This window comes from Halomonas sp. XH26, from assembly GCF_024138895.1.
In the GTDB taxonomy this organism is placed as follows: Bacteria; Pseudomonadota; Gammaproteobacteria; order Pseudomonadales; family Halomonadaceae; genus Vreelandella; species Vreelandella alkaliphila.
In genome coordinates this window covers 2,519,343-2,541,436 of the sequence record NZ_CP071889.1, presented here as the reverse complement: position 1 = coordinate 2,541,436, position 22,094 = coordinate 2,519,343, and the positions used below count along the sequence as shown (strand labels likewise).

The following is a 22,094-nucleotide window of genomic DNA, read 5'->3' as shown; positions in this document are numbered from 1 at the left end:
AGGTGCCAGTGTGGCTGATAAAGCGTTCTATCAATCTCTTAGCCAAGAGGTTAAGAAGGGGTTTAGCCAAAGCCGTTTAAATCACCAGAAAAGCGTCGACCAGCTTTATACGCAGTTAGAAAGTCTAAGCTGGTTACAACGTCAGTTGACAATTAAAGGTCATCTGCCACCCTTGAGAGGCTGGCCAACTTCCCCTGATTTTTTGCTGAAGCTGCATACCTGGATTCTAAAGCATAAGCCAAAGTTGATTGTAGAAACCGGTAGTGGTGCAAGCACTTTAGTGATTGCAGATGCTCTACGCCAAAATGGCGCTGGGAAACTGATTAGCCTTGAGCATTTACAGTTTTATGCTGATGAAACCAGCCAAACACTGCTTGATGAGAACCTGACAACTTGGGTTGATTTACGTGTTTGTCCGCTGGAATCCTGGACAGGTGATCATCTTAATCCTTCTGACGCTGATAAACCTTCTCGATGGTATTCCTTAAATTTTAAAAATATCAACAATATCGACATTTTGATTGTGGATGGTCCGCCTGGTAATACATGCCTGTTTGCCCGTTACCCTGCTTTACCTGCTCTTTTTAATCGACTTTCTCCCAATGCTGAAGTTTGGATGGATGACGCCAACCGCCAGGAAGAAAAAGAAATTACTGAAGAGTGGGCTAAACGATATGGCTTTGAAATGGAATTTATTTCGCTTGAAAAAGGTATGAGCCGCCTGTGGCATAAAAGCGTAGAGCTTGATGGTTTTCACTGTCCAGATTTTTCTGAGTTTTCAACGGAGGCTAATTTAGGTCTGGATTTTTCTCTCCCTGAAGATCAGTAGGTTTTAATTATTATTACCTATAATGCATCAGTGATAATTTCATTATACAGGATTTTAATCAGGAATTTCTTTGTCAGCATAAAATTTACAGGATTATTAAACACCTTAATATTGCCTAGTAATTGTAAACCCTATACTGCTGATATATTGCTAGGGGGTTATTGTTATGAACAGGAAATTTTAGCGCTCTTCCGATGTTACTCCGTGATTACTGTAACGCTACGCTTGTGTTATCTCTTGGTTTTTAAATGCTCAAGATGTTGTTATTAATGTCAAACTGCTGATCAATTTTACGCTGAGTTAACCTTGCATCCATAGAAGTAATTTTTATCGTTGAGCTTGGGATGGCTGTCATTTTTTTTCTTTTTTGGTCAGCTAGATGTTTAAATTTCTTTTCTTGGGCTTCTCACCTAGGTCGTATGAGTTAATTTTTAAAATTTACTTATTTGATGAGTGAGTTTTTTATTATCACCTTCTAATGTAGCTGAGTTGACTAAGTTTTAATTTTTTTTGCTTTAGCTGTATATATGATTGCTGTTTTTTTGAGAGGTGTGTTCTTGTTGCTAATAAATTAGTCATTTTTTTATCACCGCTTTTAAAGGTTTCTAAATTTTTTATTACCAAATATAAGAACAATTATGTGCGGAATCGTCGGCTCCGTTGGCGCAATGGAATGTACCCCTTTCTTGCTTTCTGGCCTGAAGGTTCTTGAATACCGCGGCCATGACTCTGCTGGGCTTGCGGTGCTAGATGCTTCCGGTGAGCTGGTGCGTGCCCGCGCAAAAGGCCGTGTAGCGGAACTGGAAGCCCGTGTTGCGGAGAAGGGGGTGTCGGGAAATGTGGGCATTGCTCACACCCGTTGGGCAACCCACGGTGTTCCTGCTGAACGTAACGCCCATCCGCATATTTCGAGTGGATTGGCGGTAGTGCATAACGGCATCATTGAAAACTACGAGGCTCTGCGTGAGCAGCTTCAGGAGCTGGGGTATGAATTCACTTCAGACACCGACACAGAAACCATTGCTCACTTGATTCAAGCCTGCTTTAAAGGTGAGATTGGTGAACCAGCGGAAAACCTATTTTCTGCGGTACGTTGCGCTGTGGCGCATTTGCATGGTGCTTTCGCATTGGCGGTGGTCAGCGAAGAAGAGCCGGATTGCTTAGTCGTGGCTCGTGAAGGTTCGCCGCTGATGCTAGGTATTGCTGATGACGGCAACTATGCCGCTTCAGATGCCTCGGCGCTGCTGTCTGTCACTCAGCGTATGATGTATCTGGAAAATGGTGATGTGGCGCGCTTAACGCGTGACTCGGTCACCTTGGTCGATGCACTTGGCCAACCCGCTCAGCGGGAAGTGGTTACCTCTAGCCTTTCTGCGAATGCGGTAGAGCTGGGTGAGTTTAATCACTATATGCAAAAAGAGATATTTGAGCAGCCGCAAGCGTTGGGGAATACGCTGGAAATGCTGAGCGGCGCAGGCCAGTTGCAGCCGGGTATTTTTGGCGCAGAAGCGCAAGGCGTTTTTGAGCAGGTAGATTCCGTATTGATTCTGGCCTGTGGTACGTCTAGCTATGCGGGTATGACGGCTAAGTACTGGATTGAGCAAGTCGCCGGTATTGCGTGCCATGTTGAAATTGCTAGTGAGTACCGTTATCGCCACAGCGTAGCGAATCCTAATCAGCTCGTCGTGGTTATTTCTCAGTCGGGAGAAACCGCTGATACCCTCGCCGCGTTGCAGCATGCTAAATCAATGGGGCACACCCATACATTGGCGATTTGCAATGTACCTGAATCTGCCATTGTGCGTGAAACGCTGTTGCGCTTTATTACTCGTGCTGGCCCGGAAATTGGTGTTGCCTCTACGAAAGCTTTCACTACTCAGCTCAGCGCACTATTTTTGCTTACGCTGTTGTTGGCAAAAGCGAATCAGCGGCTAGATGAAGCAGATGAAAAAGCCTATTTGGATGAGCTGCGCCACTTGCCCATCGCGGTCGAAAAAGTGCTGGCGCTAGAGCCAAGTATCAAGGCGTGGTCGAAGCATTTTGCCAATAAGCATCATGCGCTGTTCTTAGGCCGTGGCCGCCACTTCCCGATTGCCTTGGAAGGCGCGCTGAAGCTAAAAGAAATCTCTTATATCCACGCAGAAGCTTATCCTGCTGGGGAGTTGAAGCATGGCCCGCTGGCATTAGTTGATGCGGATATGCCGGTAGTGGTGGTGGCGCCCAATGATGAGCTACTTGAAAAGCTAAAAGCCAATATGCAGGAAGTGAGTGCCCGTGGCGGTCAGCTTTATGTGTTTGCTGATGGTGGTAGCGCCGTGAAGCCGAGTGAAGGCGTTAATGTGCTGGTGATGCCGGAACACTATGGCCTGCTTTCGCCCGTGTTGCATGTGGTTGCTCTTCAGCTGTTGTCTTACCACGTAGCGCTGGTAAAAGGCACCGACCTAGACAAGCCCCGTAATTTGGCGAAAAGCGTCACGGTGGAGTAGTCCAGGGGCGGCTTCGCCGCCTCTGCGGGTGCCTTAGTAGGAATGTGGGGCATTTCCGCTTTTCTGTCATTCCCGCATGCCCTTAGCGGGAATCCAGTTTGGTTTAGGCATTCGGGAGTGACGGGGTTTTAAAATATCTCTAAACCTGTCTCGCGTATCATAATATTTTTAATGGTTTGATTTTATGCGTAAATATTTTGGCACCGATGGTGTGCGTGGCCGTGTTGGCGAATTCCCCATGACCCCAGACTTTGCAATGAAGCTGGGTTGGGCCGCTGGCAAAGTGCTAGGGGCAGAAGGTATTAAAGAGGTGCTGATTGGTAAGGATACCCGGGCCAGTGGCTATATGTTGGAATCTGCGTTGGAAGCGGGTTTTTCAGCGGCGGGGGTTAATGTGGCGCTGGTTGGGCCTCTTCCTACACCGGGGGTAGCGTACCTTACCTCTACTTTCCGCGCAGATGCCGGGGTAGTCATCAGCGCTTCTCATAACCCGTTTGACGACAACGGTATCAAAATATTTGGACAGGGCGGCTATAAGCTAACCGATGTACAAGAGCAGGAAATTGAAAATAAGCTCCATATTGCTCTGGAAGGCGGTATGGAGTGTGTAAGTTCAGAAGCATTAGGTAAAGCGCGCCGTGTAGACGATGCGGCTGGTCGTTATATCGAATACTGCAAAGCCGTGCTGCCCAGCACATTAAGTTTGAGCGGGCTGAAAGTTGTAGTGGATAGCGCGAATGGTGCTGGCTACAAAGTTGCGCCTGCTGTTTACAAAGAGTTAGGTGCTGAGGTTATTAGCATTCATGACCAGCCTAACGGTGTGAACATTAATGCGAACTGTGGCGCGACCTCTATGCGCAGCCTGTGCACAGCAGTGTTAGAACATGAAGCCGACCTTGGTATCGCGTTGGATGGTGATGCTGACCGTCTGATGATGGTTGATCATACGGGGGCGGTCGTTGATGGTGACGAATTGCTGTTTTTGTTGGCGAAAGATGCCAAAGACGCTGGTTACACAGGCGGCATTGTTGGCACCCAGATGAGCAACCTGGGGCTTGAGCAAGCATTGGCTGCGATTGAAGTCCCCTTTGTGCGCGCAAAAGTAGGCGACCGCTACGTGATGGAGCAGCTAAGAAATACAGGTTGGCGCTTAGGTGGAGAAGGCTCTGGCCATTTGCTGAGCCTGGATCATGCCTCTACAGGAGATGCGGTGATTGCTTCCCTACGCGTACTGACTTCATTGCTAAACCTGGGCACGACGCTTTATGTGGCTAAACAGGGCATGAACAAGCTGCCTCAGGTGCTGGTTAACGTGCGTTTTAAAACCAGTAAAAACGAAGATCCACTTGAAAGTGTGCCGGTACAGCGGGCACTCAACGAAGCAGAGGAGAAGCTTGGTGGCAATGGGCGCGTGCTGTTACGTAAGTCAGGCACTGAGCCGTTAATTCGTGTGATGGTAGAAGCCAGCGACGCGCAGCTTGCGCAATGGTGTGCCGATCACATTGCCAGTGCTCTACCTTCTTCATAACGATCAATAGCCCTACAATGCTGCTAGCTACCTTATGGTAGAATTTATCCACTATTAATTGTTTGCAAAGGGCCTACGTTGAGTTGGGCCCTTTGCATTTATAACTGCGTCTTGCAAAATGAACACTAAGCAAACAGAGAGCTTAAACCACACTATGGACTTTCAGAAAGGAAACGAACTTTATCGGCAGGGGGCATATGAACAGGCGGCTTCCTATTATGTTAAGGCCCTTCAACGCCAAAGTGGGTTTAAGCCTTGCTATGTGAATTTGGCACTAGCGTTACGCAAGATAGAAAATAAAGCCACCTGCGATAGGCTGCTTAAAAGTGCATTTTCGGTGCTTCGGCCAGGAAAGGTAGAAGAAGATCTCTCCCTGGTGAAAAAGTCTCGCTTGGTGAATGGAAAATGGTATGTCGTTGAACACGCGGTATGGCTACCTAAGAAGGTAGACCCAATCCTACATTACTTGGTGGTAGGGTGTCGTTTAGGGCTCAATCCGTGCAAGCGGTTTGATAACGACTTTTATCTCGAAAGCCACGAAGCGCAAATGCGCCCCAACGAAATCCCACTGCTGCATTACCTCTATAAAGGTAAAGCGCAAGGTAGCGAGATTAAAGATAAAGAAGCGAACGGCACTGCGAATTTGGCTGTTCAGCTGTGGAATGGTCACTCGATTACGGCTCTGAAGGCACTAGAAGACGTATATAGCGACCAAGCGGCAACAGAGGCTTCGCGTTGGTGGGCAATGTGGCACACGGCTAGATGGCTATATTTCTGCGGCGACATTGAAGGTGCATTGGCATTTGCAGAAAAAATGCAGCAATTAGTCGGCGCTAATAAATCACGTAAAGAAACCGTATATTTGAAATACTTTTGTCTTCTTACGCTTGGGCGTTCCGAGGAGGCATATAAAACGCTACAAGCGTTTGTTCAGCAGCACCCGAAGGATGCTGATGCACATTTTGCCTTGTCCAATTCGGTAAATGATGACGGCAAACGTATTGAACTCATTAATCAAGCCTATGCTATCCATGGCTTCGCCGGCATCCGTCGCAAAGATAAAAGCAAGCCTCTTTCGATTGGAAATGTTGTTGGCTTGCCCGCCGCTAAAGTAAAAGGGGCTAATAAAGTCTCTATCGTAATGCCTATTTATAGTGCAGGCGAGCAGGTGCGCATTGCCATTGAGTCGCTGTTAGCGCAAACCTACGAAAATATTGAAATTATTGCGGTGGATGACTGTTCACCGGATGATACCTTTAAAATATTGAAGGCGCTTGAGAAACAAGACCCTCGCGTAAAAGCTGTACAGCCCCCACAAAATGGCGGTGCGTATGCAGCGCGTAATTATGGCCTTACCTTTGCAAAAGGCGATTTGTTAACTACCCATGACAGCGATGATTGGTCTCATCCTCAGAAGATTGCTACCCAGGTCGCTTACCTCGAAAAACATAAAGATATCAAAGGCTGTTCTGCACATTGGATTCGTGCCCAGGAAAATCTTGCGTTCACGCAAAATTGGCGGCCGAACAGCAGCCTTACGCATTGGAGCCAATCCTCCTTTATGTTTCGTCGTGAAGTGCTAGACACGATTGGAGAATGGGACCATGTGCGCATTGGTGGCGACACAGAATACATTTGGCGTATGCAAGCGCAGTTTGGCAAAAAGTCATTTGCTAAGATCCATCTAGAAACGCCACTCGCGTTTGCTTTGGATGAAGAGTCTTCATTAACTCGAACCAAGGCTACCCATGTGCGCACGGTCTATTTTGGTTTGCGCCATATTTACCGTGAGATTTGCGCTTGGTGGCATGCCTCTCAGAAACATTTACATGTGAAAGATGCCAAAACCAAACGTGCTTTTCCTGCACCTCGAAGCATGTTTGAACGTGGGGGCGATCCGCTTGAGTTTGACTCTGTCATTGCTGGAGATTTTTCACGCCTGGAAGATTGCCAAAAAGCTGCTTCATTTATCAGTAAGAACTCCAAGCAAAAGGTAGCTTTATTCCATTGGCCGAGTTTCCATAAAGCGCCGGAGTCACTGTGTAATCTATACTTTGAGTTATTACAGCAAGGCAAAATTGAACCGATCGTAATGGGGCAAACGGTTGAAGCACAGACCTTTAATGTAGTAGACAAAGAGCTTGTAGAGTATCCCTTGGATGGTTCGCCAGATTTTGTAGGATTTGAAGCATGGAAGGCACTGTGAGCAAACGTGAAAAAGAAGTAAATAGTCTGCTGGCAGCGCTAGCTCAAGCGGAAGAGAAAGTTAAGAGCGAAAAAGCGGAAAAAATGAAGCTTGCCAATCAACTGGCCGCCGCAGCACTAAAGTTGCCGCCGGAAGAGCGGCAACCAGTCCTTGAGCGGTTTGGTGCATTACTGTCTGCTGATGAGCTAACGGAAAAATTTACACGGCTGCTAAGTCAAAATAAAATTCCACTGACCAATGTAGCCTCGTTTCAACAGCTGTTGGTTCAAGCTACCCGTAGAAGGCAGCTATTTAACTTTCAGCCAGAGTGGAAGCTTAATAACAAGCGCTATGCCTATAAGTTCATCGATGAGCTTGGTGTAAAAAGGCCAGAGACATACGCATTCAATAAGCCGTTAGCAGACATCGCGATTCGAAAGAGCACCGTTCTGAAGCCTGAAAATGGCTCTTCAGGTCATGGTGTTTTTATTTTCGATGAAGAAGATGGAGCTTTCGAGGTCAGAACCGGTGAGACGCTCTCTTCTACGAAAGATGCATTGCTGAAAGCAAAAAAACTTATCACTTCAGGTGTCATCAAAAAGGATTCGTGGCTGTTAGAAGAGTTCATTGGTGATTTCGAACAGGGCAAGCCTCTACCGACTGTAGATCTTAAGTTCTACTGCTTTTTCGGTGAGGTCGGTTTTGTCCTGGAAGTTGAACGTGCCAATGAAACGCGTTACTGCGAGTGGCTTCCTGATGGACGTTTAGCAGCAACAGGCCGTTACCCTGGAAAAACATTCATTGGCAATGGTTTTTCCAACGAACAGCTTGAAACAGCAAAGCGGATCAGCAAGGCAATCCCTACGCCATTTATGCGCATTGATTTTATCAAGAGTAAAAATGACTTCTCATTTGGAGAGTTTACCCCAAGGCCTGGCCAATTTTCTTCATTTAATGAGACGTTTGATCGGTATTTGGGGGAGTGCTACCTGAGTGCTGAAGGGCGGTTGTTGAATTCAGTTAAGGAATATGTATGAGTTTTTTTTGTATAACGAGTAATGAACGTAAATCGAATAGTTATTTCGATGGGTATGCTTTTGCTGACCGCTCGCTTGTGATGAATTATGGTGGCTACGAGAAGTATAAGAAGGAGAAAGGCTCATTATTCGATAATATCGAAGATGGAAGATTTTTACTGTTCGAGAAAAATGGAGATGCTTTTAGACTGCGAGCAGATCCAGCAGGGCAATATATAATTTACTATTATAAGCAGGACGATTTTTGGGCTATCTCGGATAGTTTGCTAAAGATATCTGAAGTTATTGCAAACTCCGGCCTGAAAAGAAAAGTATACCAGCCATCTGTTGATGTCTTTAAAAATGAAAGGCTGAGCCTCATTGGCGGGCAGCTTGTTTCGAATAACACAGCTTTGAAAAATGTTAAAACACTAGGGCTCGATGAATATATAGAGTTGTCATGGGTGAAAGTTGAGAATAGTTTCTCAATTAAAAAGATTCCAAAAAAGAAATCTTACACAGATTACGAAGAGTTGCTATGCGATCTGGTAAGCAGTTGGCGTGGAAGACTCGGAGCTATTTCAAAAATGCACAAAGAGAGTTATTTGGCTCTTTCTGGAGGAGTTGATAGTAGAGCTATACTAGCTTTATGGGAAAATAGTTTGGCTGATAAAAAAATTAATTGCCACTCACATAAAAAATATGAGACTGAATATGAAATAGCAAAAAAGCTATGTGTTCTATCAAGCCAGAATTTTGGCTCAGGTATGAAAGGGCTTAGCTCAACAGCTTTATCCGCAGAAGACTCTTATCTACTGTCAATGTCTGCTAATGCTAGCATTAAAACAAATTTTGGTTTTAGAAGGAATGCTATAAAAGACCCTCAGTTTCACTTCATAGGTGGATGTGCTATTGGGTCGTTCTATATGAAGAGTTCCTATAAGGCTAGAGCAGAAAGACTCATAAAGCAATTTGGAGAAGCTGGAGAAAATGTTGGGAACGAGATTTTGCTATCGCTTAAGTCTCTAGGTATAGATAGAAAAGATCCGTGGGCTATGTTCCATCATTACTATAATTTTCGTGCTCGATATCATTACGGTAATGAAGTATATACGAGATTTGGTTCAATTCAGGTTCAACCATTACTCGATAGCCGTTTGCACCAAATTCCTTTGCTCACTGATAAAGAATATGTTGAGGGAAATGGAGTGGTCAGAGATATAATTTCTGTAGCAAGCGGAAATCTTCTCAATGTTCCATTTGATACTCCCGATAAAGTAAAAGTTAAAAAGCCTAAATTTACAGAAAAGCTGTCTAAGGTTGAGGGAGAAGAGTACACCTGCTTTTATGGTGATGTGGATAAAACTCTTAATTTTAAAGGAGCGGGAGAAGCATTAGAGGCAAACTGGTACGGAGATATAAAAAATATCCTTGCTAATAAAAAGAAAGTTATGACTGAGGTAGCCTTAGACCTTGGATTTGATGATTCTTATATTAAGCAAGCTGTAAATGAAATAGATTCTTTCAACAAAGGCTCTAAGTTGAGAAAGTCTGGTGTTCTGCTTGGTGTATGTGAAATTTTTAACTCATAATACTTTTGTTGAGGAATTAGTATGTTGCCAAGCTACCAAGGTCAAATAGAAAATCTTAGCTTTGACTTAAATCAAAAGCACACACGTCCATTAGGTACTAATAGTACTATTTTAAAGCGTGCATTATGGCAAAAAAATGTCAAAATTGATAGTTGGAAAAATGACAAAGGGCAGTCGGTGTGGGTGGCGCAAGGTGCTTTAAAGTCATTGCGGTTTATCAGGTGTGTGCCATCCTTAACTAGTAAAAAGACTAAAAGAATAGTTGATAATAAGGTTGAAACAAAGAAATTTCTTTCTGAGGCTGGTGTTAAAGTCCCTAGAGGAATCTCTTTGCTTCCAAATGAAGAAGATAAGGCAATAAAGTTTTACCAAAGCCTAGATTCAACAGTCGTGGTTAAGCCGCGTAATGGTTCTGGAGGTAAAGGTATTACAGCAGGAATAACTTCTCAAAAAGGTATGCTTGATGCGCTAAAGCTTATAGATGCTAGTAAACAAGCAATTATTGAAGAGCACATACCTGGTAACGATCATAGAATTCTTGTCATTGGTGGCAAGGTTGCTGCTGTACAAATTAGGCACCCAGCCTTTGTAATAGGTGATGGTGTTAGTACAATTAATGAGTTGGTTGAGGAAAAAAATAAAGGTAGAGTGAAAAATCCTTATAATGGAAAGTATTTGTTGTCGTTTAATAAAGACTCAGAGTCTATTTTGAAAGCTAAAGGACTGAAAAAAGACTCGGTACTTTCTAAAGGGGAAAAGCTACAGATTAGAAGTGTTGCAAATATTGGAGCAGGTGGCGACAGTGAAGATATAACTCATAAAATTCATCCGGATTTTATTGAAACTGCTGTCAATTGCTGGAAAGCATTTGGTGACCTTTTCTATTGTGGTGTTGATCTCATCGCTGAGGATATTTCGAGGCCTGCAGCTGAACAGCAGCATGCGGTAGTTGAAGTTAATGTGAATTGTGATATTTCCATCCATCATTTTCCTACAGTTGGCCAGCCCTTAAATGTGGCGAAAAGTTTAGCTGATTATTTATTTCCTGATGAACCAGTCTTTGAAATAAAAGCATACGAGATATTGATTAAAGGGGGTGTTCAAAAGGTTGGTTTTCGCAACTGGGTTCAAAGGCAAGCTATGTTATTAGGTGTGTCGGGTAGCTGTGAGAATATTAAGGGCGGGGGGGTGAAAGTGGTTGTTGAGGGAAGCCCCGCTTCTATTGATGAAATGAAAAGACTATGTGCTATAGGGCCCGCAAAATCAAGCCCGTCATCTCTAAGCTTTAAAGAAGTAAAAGTATCTAATTTTAATAGTTTTGACGTTGTTTGATTTTATACTGGTGAAACAATATGATATGGGCAGCTAAAAGTGTCAGCGATGATCAAGACTTTTCTCGGTGGGGTGACCCTCAATTATTTTATAGTCTGAATGAATTTGAAGAATATAGTGCTGAGCTTTTCATAGGGGATAAGACTTATAGTATCATCGAAAATCAGTCTATTATTGACATTCATTTGAAAGCTAAGTCTGGCAAACCTCTAGTTGTTTTTTTTAATGGGGCTCAAAATAGAAGCGACAAATATCGGTTTCCTGCTTTTTCTGGGCTTAGAGTAACGCCTCTTGAAAAAGCCTCCTTGCTATGTATTGGTGATCCTTCTTTATATATGGGGGAAAATATAAAAATAGGTTGGTATGCAGGCAGTAAATTTCTAAATTTACAGCATCAAGTTATACCTGAGATAATAAATAAGATTCGCCAAGGTATCGATGCCTCTAGTTTGATTTTCGTAGGTGGTTCTGCTGGAGGTACAGCAAGCCTATTCTATGCCAGGTGCTTTCCTGGTGCATTTTGTATAACTTCAAACCCTCAAACTGATATTTTAAAATATCGGAAACATCATGTGAATAGGTATTTGAGAAAGTGCTTAGGGGTTCGAGGAGTTGAAACTGCAAAAAAAAATCCAGAAGTTTTGGGTGGGGTTACTACCAACATAATGGACTTCTACTCAGGCACGCTAAATAATTTCACTATCTACCTTCAAAATAGAGAAGATGCAGGACATTTTGAAACCCATTTTTCAGAATTTTTATCATCTCTGCAACTGAGTACGCCCAACGAGTTTGGAAGCTATCAACTTAGTGAAAAATTATTAACTCATGTTGGTGATTGGGGTAAAGGGCATAAGAGTGCACCTCGTGTATTTTGGGCAAATATGCTAAATAACGTGGTTGAGCATGAGGGTCAGTGGGATACGCTATTTAAAGAGAAGCGTGCCCATGAGTTATTGTTACCAAATTAGCTAACATGTACTGGGTTGGTATGCCATGAATAAGCGATGGGTTGCATTGGCTATATTGTTGTTGCTGGTTGTTTTCGTATGGCAGCCCTGGTCTTCGAAATCATCTCCTGATGCCGAGATTGAAACCTTCGACAGTGCCTCTTTCTCATCCCAGGGGCAGGCCATCGTTGATCACTCTTTTACTCACTTAGCGCCCGATGAGGGGGTGGAAAACAGTACTGCGCTTCGCGTTGATTATGAAGGCTATGAACGTGGTAGCCGCCGTGTGGTTGTTTCACCTCGTATTACGCCTGCGTTGGAGTATGAGCTTTCATTTTGGGTGCGTTTTTGTGAAGGCTTTGATTTTGTCCGTGGCGGTAAATTACATGGTTTAGGGCCAGCCAAGCCAGTTGCAGGTGGAAATGCCATCACACCGGAAGGGTGGAGTGCACGTTTAATGTTCCGCCGTGATGGTGGTTTGCAAACCTATGTTTACCATCAGGGAATGGCAGGCCGCTACGGTGATACGCAAATCGCGCAAGACTTTGTCTTTGTGCCTGGGCAGTATCACTACGTGGAAATGCAGGTAGCGTTAAATGAACCTTCTTCAGAAAGTAACGGGCGCGTATCTGTAACTGTCGATGGCAGGCATGTCATAGACCACACGGGGTTGCGTTTCCGGGCCGAGGCTACAGAGGCAAGTCAGATCCAGCGCTTGTTGTTTAGCACCTTCCACGGTGGCAGCAGCCCTCAGTGGGCTCCTAGAAACGAAGATGGAAGCTATAAAACGGACTGCGCTTATTTTGATACAATTGCGTTAACCCCATCGCTTTGAAAAAAATCCTGTGGGCTAGGCAGGTGTTTGAATGCGTTATGGATGTAACGATTTTAGGTGAGGATACTAGGATGAAAATTGCAGTTGCTGGCACGGGCTATGTGGGCCTTTCAAACGCGATGTTGCTGGCACAGCACCACGAAGTGGTCGCCGTTGATATCGTGCCTGAAAAGGTTGAGATGCTGAATAACCGTGTTTCTCCGATTGAAGATGCTGAAATTTCAGCATTTTTAGCTCGTGAAGACCTGCACTTTACGGCAACCCTGGATGCCGAGGCCGCTTACCAAGGGGCGGAATTTGTCATTATCGCCACCCCGACGGATTACGACCCTGAAACTAACTACTTCAATACCAAAAGCGTTGAAGCGGTGATTGCTCAGGTAATGCGTATTAATCCCGATGCGGTGATGGTGATTAAATCGACAGTGCCAGTAGGTTATACCACCGAAACTGCTGAGCGTCTTAATACCCAAAATTTACTGTTTTCGCCAGAGTTTCTGCGTGAAGGCAAGGCCTTGCACGATAACCTCTACCCTTCACGAATTATTGTCGGTGAGCGTTCCGAGCGTGCCGCTACCTTTGCCGAGCTGCTTAAGCAAGGAGCTATTAAGCAAGATATTAATGTGCTGCTTACCAACAGTACTGAAGCTGAAGCGATTAAATTGTTTGCCAATACCTATTTGGCGATGCGAGTGGCGTACTTTAATGAGCTGGATACCTACGCAGAATCTCATGGCCTAGATGCCAAGCAGATAATTGAAGGCGTTGGCCTAGACCCACGTATTGGCAAACACTACAACAACCCTAGCTTTGGTTACGGTGGCTACTGTTTGCCGAAAGATACCAAGCAGTTGCTGGCCAATTATCAAGACGTGCCTAGCAATATGATTCAGGCCATCGTTGAGGCAAATCGTACTCGTAAAGATTTTATTGCAAAATCCGTTATGCGCCGAAACCCAGAAGTGGTAGGCGTGTATCGGCTGATTATGAAAACCGGCTCTGATAACTTCCGTGCCAGCGCTATGCAAGGCGTGATGAAACGCTTGAAAGCCAAAGGCATTGAAGTGGTTGTGTTTGAACCAGCATTGGAAGCAGAAGAATTTTTCCACTCGAAAGTAATGCGCGATTTAGATGTGTTTAAACAAAAAGCCGATGTGATTTTGGCGAACCGCATGGTGGATGAGCTGCAGGATGTAGCGGATAAAGTATATACCCGTGACCTGTTCGGCAGCGATTAAGCTTAGTGTGTTTTGATAATAGGTTGCCATGCTCTCTTTTTTAGCTAAGTGGTTACGTAAGGCACATACCGGTAAATCACTTGCCAGTGCCCCCCTTAAAAGTGCTTCTAAGGGAGGGCTTAACCAAGGGCTTAATAATGAGCTCCTTGATAACGATGTCTTTGATGCCCAGTGGTACCTGGCTGCGTATCCAGATGTGGCCAAGGCCGGTATCGACCCTTGGCAGCATTACCAGCACCATGGTAAGGCAGAAGGGCGCTTACCATGTCGCAATCAAGCCATTGGCTGGGGGCACGCGTTGTGGCGTGGGGCTGAAGCTGTTGTGTTGCCACGCTTGCAACGCTTACTTACTGCTAATAATGCAACGCCACTTGAGCGCTTAACCGCTCGTTGGGAGCTTGCTCGGTGGTACGCCTGGCAGGCGAACTGGTCAGCGGTGTTAGAGGTTCTGCTGCCGGAAGGGAAACTTCCGAATTTTGGCTTTGCTGGCCCAGCATTGCTGGTGGTAGACGCTTGCTGCCAGCAGTCTGACGATTCTTCTCAGTGTAAAAGCGCGTTAGCTCAGGCGCTCGTGTTTTTAGAAGCGCATTATCCAGGCCATGCTGATACCGCGTTAGCCAAGGCGAATGCGTTCAGTTTATCGAAAGAACGGTTAACCCCAGACACAGATCTGGAGCGGTTGGCGGTAATTAATCGCTATTTTCAGGCCCAGGGATTGCAGCCAATTACCTTAGCTGACCCCGAACAGCCGCTGCATTTGTATAATCTCGCGCCTGATTATTCCGATACTGACTTCGGTGGAGGCTTATCAAGCGGTAGTGGAGCTGCTCCTCACCCTTCACCCTTCACTCCTCACGTGAGCGTCATTATTCCGCTGTATAACGCGGAACGTACGATTACAATGGCGCTAACTAGCTTGTTTTGCCAACGCGACGTGCGCTTGGAAATTATCGTGGTGGACGATGCTAGCCCCGATAGTAGCGTTGCTAAGGTCGAACAGCTTCAGAACAGTTTGCCGCCAAATATAGAACTGGTGTTGCTGCGTCACTCCCATAATCAAGGGGCTTACGCTGCCCGTAATACGGGTATGGCGGCGGCCACTGCTCCATTTATTACCACCCACGATAGCGATGACTGGTCGCATCCCCAAAAGCTTTCGCTGCAATGCCGGGCGTTAATGGAACAACCGACCATAAAAGCCTGTTTGTCTCACTGGGTGCGGGTGACTCCTGAGCTTATGTTCCACCGCTGGCGGTTGGATGAGTACGGCTGGGTGTATCCAAACATGTCGTCGCTGATGTTCCGTCGTGAGGTGTTTGAAGCCCTGGGCTATTGGGATGGGGTAAAGGTCAATGCGGATACTGAATGGCGCTGGCGGGTAGAAGCCGCCTTCGGTGCAGGCAGCGTTAGTGACGTGCTGCCAGGCATACCGCTTTCCTTTGGGCTCGCCGATGGTGGTTCGTTAAGCCAGCATGCCTCGTCTCATTTGGTGAGCCAATTCACCGGCGACCGTTTCCGCTATATGCAAGCGGCAGGGCGCTGGCATCAGTCGGCACAGGAGTTGAAACAGGGGTTGAGACAGGGGTTGAGACAGGGGTTGAGACAGGGGTTGAGACAGGAGCTGAATATGCCTATCGCGCCTACGGAGCGATTGTTTACCGCTCCGGCAGGCATGCTTCGAGAGACGGCTCCTCCGAATCCCCCACCAAGTGAGTTTGAGCTGGTGAGTGAGTCTGGCTTGTTAGATGCGGGCTGGTACCTTACCCGCTATATCGATTTGCAACAGACGCCGGTAGAGCCGTTAAGCCACTACATGGAAAGTGGTGCAGGCGAGGGGCGTGATCCTGGCCCAGGTTTTTCGACCTCTGGTTATATGCGCCGTTATCCGGAGGTTGCAGAAACTAACCTTAATCCGCTGGCTCATTTTCTAAGTGTGGGGCAGGCAAAGGGTTATCAGCCACTGCCCGAATGGCAGGGTAAGCGGACTTTTGCAAACCGGCCTACCGTAATGCTTTGTGCTCATCAGGCGGGCAGTACGCTGTTTGGCGCGGAACGCAGCCTGCTAGATGTGCTAGACGCGATGGGCGAACTGCGTTGGAACGTAGTGGTAACACTCCCGGAAGCCAGCAACGTGGCCTACGAACAGGCGCTGCTAACACGTTGTCGTGCACTGGTCGTAATGCCCTATGGTTGGTGGCAGGTAGGCAAACAAGCCGACCAGACAACGGTAGCCCAGTTTGAAGCGCTACTATCTCGCTATAACGTTAAGGCACTGCATGGCAATACGGCGGTGCTGCATGAGCCATACCTTGCGGCAAAGCGTGCAGGTATTCCTTCCCTTGTGCATGTGAGAGAACTGCCTGCCTTCGATGAGAGCTTATGTGCATTGCTCGGGGCGACGCCGAATGAGCTTGTGAACCACGTGCATCAGCTTGCCGATGTCGTCATCGCAAACTCTCAGTGTGTGGCTGAAGCGTTTGCATTGCCTGGTTCGTCTGCGCGCCTTGCGATTGTCCCTAACACCATTGATATGCTGCCGTTGCTTACTTTGCCAGAAGTCGACTTTACTCAGAAAAGCGGTGTTCGCGTGGGTATGTTGAGTAGCAATGTGGCTAAAAAAGGTTTGAAAGATGTAGAAGCAATGGCTAGTCATCTATCCACCTTGGCCTCATGCGTTGAAGTAGTGCTATTTGGTGCGCAAACGCCCGCTATTGATGACCTGCTGCGTCGTCAAACTCAAGGTAAAGCGCCTACTAATATACGTTTTGCTGGCTATGTGGAAAATCCTGAGGCAGCCCTGGCTCAGCTGGATATCGTGGTGAACCTATCCCGTTTCCAGGAGTCTTTTGGGCGTACCGTGTTAGAAGCGATGGCCGCGGCTAGGCCTGTGGTGGCGTATGATTGGGGCGCATTGGGTGAACTTGTCGTTGCTGCTGAAAATGGCGATGCGACTACTGGTATATTGGTTCCCTTTGGCGACTCATTGATGGCTGCCCAGCAAGTGGCGATGTTGGCGAATGATCCTGCTCAGTGCAGGCGGTTAGGGCAATCTGCTCGACATCGTGCGCAAGTGTGCTTTAGCACCGCTGAGCTACGCAAGGCCATGGCTAACGCCTACGCACTCACTCAGTGTGATGAATTTTCTGATTTGGTATCGAACGACTAGGGGTTTTATTTGAAGCTTGCGATTGCTGCCATTGTTAAAAATGAATTAGACAGCTTGGTTGAGTGGCTGGCGTTCCATCTTACGGTGGGGGTCAGCCATTTTTTAATGGCTGATAACGACAGTACCGATGGCACTAACGAATTCTTGTCGATGCTGGCTGAGCAGGGCTTGGTAACGCTGATTTCAGTGCCAACAGGAGAGATGCCTCCCCAGTTGCCAGCTTATCAAATGCTTTTAGAAAAATGCCCTAAGGAAATTGATTTAGTTGCTTTTATTGACGCTGATGAGTATTTATTGCCAACGCTTGAAGGGCAAACACTATTAGCGTGGTTAGAAGAGCGCTTTATTTCGCCTGACGTTGGTGCGCTAGGGTTGAATTGGGCCTGCTTTGGTTCCAATGGCGCAAAATTCCGCGAGGATGGGTTAGTTATTGAGCGCTTTACTCAGCGCGCTAATCAGGAATTCGGCCCCAATCATCATTTTAAAAGTGTGGTTCGTCCACGCTATGTTAAGCGCTTTGATAACCCTCACTATGCACGTTTAAAGCGCGGTCATTACGTGAATAGTGTGGGCCAGCCCTTGTTGCCGCGTAAAGATAAGCACGGCAAGCAACGGTTCGGGTTAAGTGAAAACGTTACCTGGGAAGGGGCGCGTATTAATCACTATTTAGTAAAGTCGGTTGAAGAATTTGTACTAGGTAAAGCTAAGCGGGGCAGTGCGGCTACGCCTAATTATCAAAAGCAGCGCGATTATTTTATGCGCCATGACCGCAACGATGCTGCGTGTCATTTGGCCGTTGAACTCGCGCCTAAGGTCAAAAAACAAATGAAATGGTTGCAGCAACTTGCTGATAAAAAGCAAGCCATTAGCGGCTCGGAGACCAACGAGCAGGCTAGTAAAACACCTCTTGCTGAGCCCTCTTCTGGCTCAGAGTTAACCCGCTGGCTGAGACGTCGCCTAAAAGAGTGGTCTTCCACTACCGCAAGTGAGCATCCTCCTATTGAGCGTTGGGCACTGGATTATCCTTCAGAACAACGTGGCTCGCGCTTTCAGCCTTCTGGTCGGGTAGTGCAAGGTTGGTTGTTACTGCCCGAAGACTTGGTGGAAATGCACGCTCAAGTGCGCATTATAGCTGAATGGCAGCCTGCGTTTGAGCTATGCCATCCTCTGGAAATTGATCGACCGGATGTTATTAAGAATATTTTTTCCGTGTCGGCGGAAGATCACCCCCAGCGCGTGTGTGGTTTTCGTTTTACGGTGCCCCCTAAGCTTGGCAGCTTTCGTTTATGGCTGGCACTTGAGGAAGCGCGTTGGCTTCTTCAAGAAGTTAGCGTAGATACACGCGACGTAGAAACCGCTCAGCAGCTCAAGGTACTGGAAGGCAAGCAGGGCTGGCTGTTTTTGGATAACGACACTAACGGTAGCGTTGACCAGTTTATGGGGCGCATGCGCCTCACCCAGTCAGGTTTAGAAGGGTGGGATGATTATCTTCATCAGCTTGAAAATGTTGCTGATGAACTTCCTTGGGCGTTATTGGTGGCACCTTCTAAAGAGAGCGTGATGGGGGCGAGTTATCACCCTCGGAAAGAGGGCACTTCTGGTCCTATGCATCAGGTGCTTAGCTTAATTGCTTCTGCTGGAGTGGTTTATCCTGTCAAAGAACTGAAAGCCCTGGGTGATGGGGCGTTTATTCCTACTGATACCCATTGGACCCATCAGGGGGCGTTGGCCGCAACGATCGCGCTAGCGGTGAAGCTGGGTGTCGAAAAGAAAGCCTGCATGGCGCTGTTTAAAAAAGATCGCTATAAGAATAGAGCGATGGGCGGTGATCTCGGTAATAAGCTAACCCCTAAGCAGAAATCTAGCGTTGATGTGCTGGTTTCCTTTAGTCATTCTCGCTATAAAACCTATGATAACGGCTTGCCCAACTTTGGCCGATTACTGGTGATTGAGTATCCAGAGGCCTTGATGACAGGCACGTGTTTGATTTTTGGTTCTTCCTCTAGTTACTCGATGTTTAACTATTTATGCCGTGTGTTTCAGCGCATTGTGTTTGTGCATAGCGCGGGCAATGTGGATCCGGACCTGGTAAAAGCGGTTACCCCAGCGTATTTAGCAACTCAGACCAATGCCCGTTTTGTGGTGCAGATACCAACGGTTACCCATAATCTGGATGAGGTGATTCACCAAAAGTGTGCACAGCTGGATGAGAAGGCGTTTGAAGGTGTCCATGAAAAGCGTATCATCGCATCAAATGATTACCTTCAAACCTTGGGGTTGCTGCGCTGGGAACAGATTGCCAGTAGCCATCTTGTGTAAGTGTTGCCTTGGTAACGGAATGGGTTAAGGATGGCGATGAGGCAACATATTGTCAGTTTAAAAGAAATGATGGCTGCTATTGGGAGGCACAGTGCTGTTCCCTCTTTCTGGCGGCGTAATCCCAGTATTCGTGTGGCCGCTGCACCTGCCTTTAAAAGTGAAGCAGCAGCAAATGTAAATACGCCAGTAAAGGCAAGTACCTACTGTGTTAGTGAAGGAGAAAAGCCTCTTCCCGGCTGGAATATGCTAGAACTGGATGGGTTAGGGGCAGATGCTCATGGCGCAGCCACGATTCTTTTCTATACCCGTAAAGGCATTATCGAAACATCCGTTTCGCTGCGCCCCGGTAAAACCACTAAGCGAATTCTTTGGGTGCCGCTTGGGGTGAAAAAAATTGCGTTTTCGTTTCTCGCCAGTGAAGCAGCGTTGGCAAACTTAACGGCAGAGTGGGTGTGGCTAACCCCCTGGTTCGCCCGAAGCCGCTTGGCGCGACGTTTGATCAATAACCACGCCAGTTATAAAGGCATGAAAACGCGCGACGTTGTGCGGCACTTTCACATTGAATCCGTTGCCCAAGGGCGCAATTGGCGTCGAATTGCCTTGGCGGAATATAACCAAACCCACGCAAAGCAGCATGTGTCTGAAGATTATGCGCGTTGGGTAAGTACCACCGAGAAAGAGGCTGTTGAAGATCCTCAATCGATTATTGCGGGCCTGAAAACCGCGCCGCTATTCTCAATTATCATGCCGGTTACGCTGAGTGATTTAGAGCAGGGTGAAGCGCCTTTCATTGCCACCATTAACTCTTTAAAAGCACAAAGTTACTTTTTTTGGGAAGTCTTTATTGTGCTTTCCGCTGAGATCACCGATGCGCAGCGAAAAGCGTTAGAGCGTTATATTCCCACCACTAGCCGTATCAACTTGATCCATAGTTATCATCGCACCTTGGCAAAGTTAGACCATCAAGGGTTCATTCAAACCCAGGGCGATGGGGTCATGCGGATTAGCTGGGGCGACCAGTTAGCGAAGGAAGCGTTGTGCCAACTGGCAAGAGCCTGGAATGATCATCCTGAAGCACAGTTGTTTTATAGTGATGAAGATGTACTGGGAGCAGATGGTAAGCGTTGCAAGCCAAACTTCAAACCGGGCTGGAATCCGGATTTGTTGCTTTCGACCAACTACATTGGTCGTGTGGCGCTCTATAAACGGCGATTGCTGTGGCAATTGGAGTCTGAGCAGACGGATCTGCTGTCTCATTTGACCAGCCGAGCCGCGGTTGATTACGCGCTGGCACTCACCTTTATGATGTGGAAAGTGACTCACGGTAACGAAAAGTCGGTGTGTCATTTGCCAGCCATGTTGTATCACCGTAGTGAAGATTTTCCTCATCCGCTTCACCAACAGGATGCTATTTCGTTGGTCAGCAGCGTACTGAAGCAGCAAGTGGCTAGCGCAAAAGCGGTAGTACACCCGGGTTTGTTGGAAAGTTCAGTGCGAATTGAGTGGCCAATTCCTAACCCTGCACCGCTAGTGAGCTTGTTGGTACCTACTCGTAATGGCGTTGATATTTTGCGGCCATGTGTGGATGCCATTTTAGAGCGCACCGCCTACTCTCATTTTGAGCTGCTGATTCTGGACAACCAGAGTGACTGCCCGGAAACCATTGCGTACATGGATGCTGTGGCAGCGCGCGATCCGCGTGTTCGGGTATTGCGTTGGGATCATCCGTTTAACTACTCAGCGATCAATAATTTTGGCGCGGCGCATTCCCATGGCAGCATCATTGGTTTGATTAATAATGATGTGGAACCGGTCAATGAGCATTGGTTAACCGAGATGGTAAGCCAGGCCTGCCGCTCTGAAATTGGCTGTGTCGGGGCCAAACTCTATTACCCAAACGGTATGCTACAGCATGGTGGGGTAATACTTGGTTTGGGAGACGTAGCAGGCCATGCGCATCGCTTCTTCCCACGTGAAAGTGATGGTTACGCTGGCCGTTTGAAGTTGGTTCAGAACTTATCCGCGGTGACCGCTGCTTGCTTGCTGCTGCGCAAGAATGTGTTCAATAACGTGGGCGGCTTAAACGAAAAGAAATTAAGCGTTGCCTATAACGATGTTGATTTGTGCTTAAAGGTTAGACAAGCAGGTTACCGTAACTTGTGGTCTCCGTTTGCTGAACTTTACCACCATGAGTCTATCTCTCGCGGTGCCGATGATACACCTACTAAACGCGCCCGCTGGCTGAGTGAAGTTGCTTATATGCGCCGTACCTGGGGAAAGCACCTAGACAGCGACCCCGCTTACAATCCCAATTTAACGCTTGTGCATGAAGATTTTTCGCTCAAGTGAGGGGGTAGAGTGAGGAGGAGTTACCCCGCGCGTTGGGTTGTCCTTAGCGATGGTGGCCTACCGACTGAAGATATCTATTTTCTCGAATCTGCTGCTCCAGCGCTGCGAAGCCAGGGGTCAGCGATTGAGCGCACTGTTGCTTCGCGCTCTTTTGGTGCAGCTTGGCGTCATGGCCGCTCTTTTTTACACCAGTATGCTGGTGCAAATGTGTTGCTATGCCGCTCGCTGCCGTTGAGCTGGCTGCGCTGGCTAGAACGGCATCGCCAAGC

The 22,094-nt window shown here is 47.0% G+C and carries 13 protein-coding genes; all 13 read left to right on the top strand.

All coding sequences use genetic code 11. From position 1 onward, the window contains the following. Positions 1–10 precede the first annotated feature (10 nt). On the top strand, positions 11–829 hold the full coding sequence (locus J4377_RS11715; RefSeq protein WP_253485658.1) for a class I SAM-dependent methyltransferase: 819 nt from the start codon (positions 11–13) through the stop codon (positions 827–829). A 638-nt stretch (positions 830–1,467) separates the two neighbouring features. Beyond that, positions 1,468–3,315, top strand: a complete 1,848-nt coding sequence (gene glmS / locus J4377_RS11710) for a glutamine--fructose-6-phosphate transaminase (isomerizing) (protein WP_253485655.1) — start codon at positions 1,468–1,470, stop codon at positions 3,313–3,315. 184 nt (positions 3,316–3,499) lie between these two features. After that, a complete protein-coding gene (gene glmM, locus J4377_RS11705) occupies positions 3,500–4,843 on the top strand; it encodes a phosphoglucosamine mutase (protein WP_253485653.1) in 1,344 nt (447 codons plus the stop codon). Between the two features lie 154 nt (positions 4,844–4,997). Continuing rightward, complete coding sequence (locus J4377_RS11700) at positions 4,998–7,049, top strand: glycosyltransferase family A protein (RefSeq protein ID WP_253485651.1); 2,052 nt, start codon at positions 4,998–5,000, stop codon at positions 7,047–7,049. Next, the gene (locus tag J4377_RS11695) at positions 7,034–8,065 is read left to right on the top strand and encodes an ATP-grasp fold amidoligase family protein (RefSeq protein WP_253485649.1); all 1,032 of its coding nucleotides are present in this window, start codon (positions 7,034–7,036) and stop codon (positions 8,063–8,065) included. Before J4377_RS11700 ends, J4377_RS11695 begins: the two co-directional genes overlap by 16 nt. Next, positions 8,062–9,636 (top strand): hypothetical protein, encoded by a 1,575-nt coding sequence (locus tag J4377_RS11690; protein WP_253485647.1) that lies wholly within the window; start codon positions 8,062–8,064, stop codon positions 9,634–9,636. Before J4377_RS11695 ends, J4377_RS11690 begins: the two co-directional genes overlap by 4 nt. A gap of 21 nt (positions 9,637–9,657) precedes the next feature. Then, positions 9,658–10,968, top strand: a complete 1,311-nt coding sequence (locus tag J4377_RS11685) for an acylphosphatase (protein WP_253485645.1) — start codon at positions 9,658–9,660, stop codon at positions 10,966–10,968. Positions 10,969–10,988: 20 nt separating this feature from the next. Then, positions 10,989–11,939: a hypothetical protein gene (locus tag J4377_RS11680; protein WP_253485643.1), complete on the top strand. Its 951-nt coding sequence runs from the start codon at positions 10,989–10,991 to the stop codon at positions 11,937–11,939. A 25-nt stretch (positions 11,940–11,964) separates the two neighbouring features. Next, positions 11,965–12,753, top strand: coding sequence for a polysaccharide lyase (locus tag J4377_RS11675; protein WP_253485641.1), 789 nt, complete (start codon positions 11,965–11,967; stop codon positions 12,751–12,753). Positions 12,754–12,824: 71 nt separating this feature from the next. Continuing rightward, positions 12,825–13,991, top strand: a complete 1,167-nt coding sequence (locus tag J4377_RS11670) for a nucleotide sugar dehydrogenase (RefSeq protein ID WP_253485639.1) — start codon at positions 12,825–12,827, stop codon at positions 13,989–13,991. A gap of 28 nt (positions 13,992–14,019) precedes the next feature. Then, positions 14,020–17,157: a glycosyltransferase gene (locus J4377_RS11665; protein ID WP_253485636.1), complete on the top strand. Its 3,138-nt coding sequence runs from the start codon at positions 14,020–14,022 to the stop codon at positions 17,155–17,157. A 9-nt stretch (positions 17,158–17,166) separates the two neighbouring features. Next, positions 17,167–19,476: a glycosyltransferase family 2 protein gene (locus tag J4377_RS11660; RefSeq protein WP_253485634.1), complete on the top strand. Its 2,310-nt coding sequence runs from the start codon at positions 17,167–17,169 to the stop codon at positions 19,474–19,476. A gap of 36 nt (positions 19,477–19,512) precedes the next feature. Next, a complete protein-coding gene (locus tag J4377_RS11655) occupies positions 19,513–21,825 on the top strand; it encodes a glycosyltransferase family 2 protein (protein ID WP_253485631.1) in 2,313 nt (770 codons plus the stop codon). The last annotated feature ends 269 nt before the right edge of the window (positions 21,826–22,094 follow it).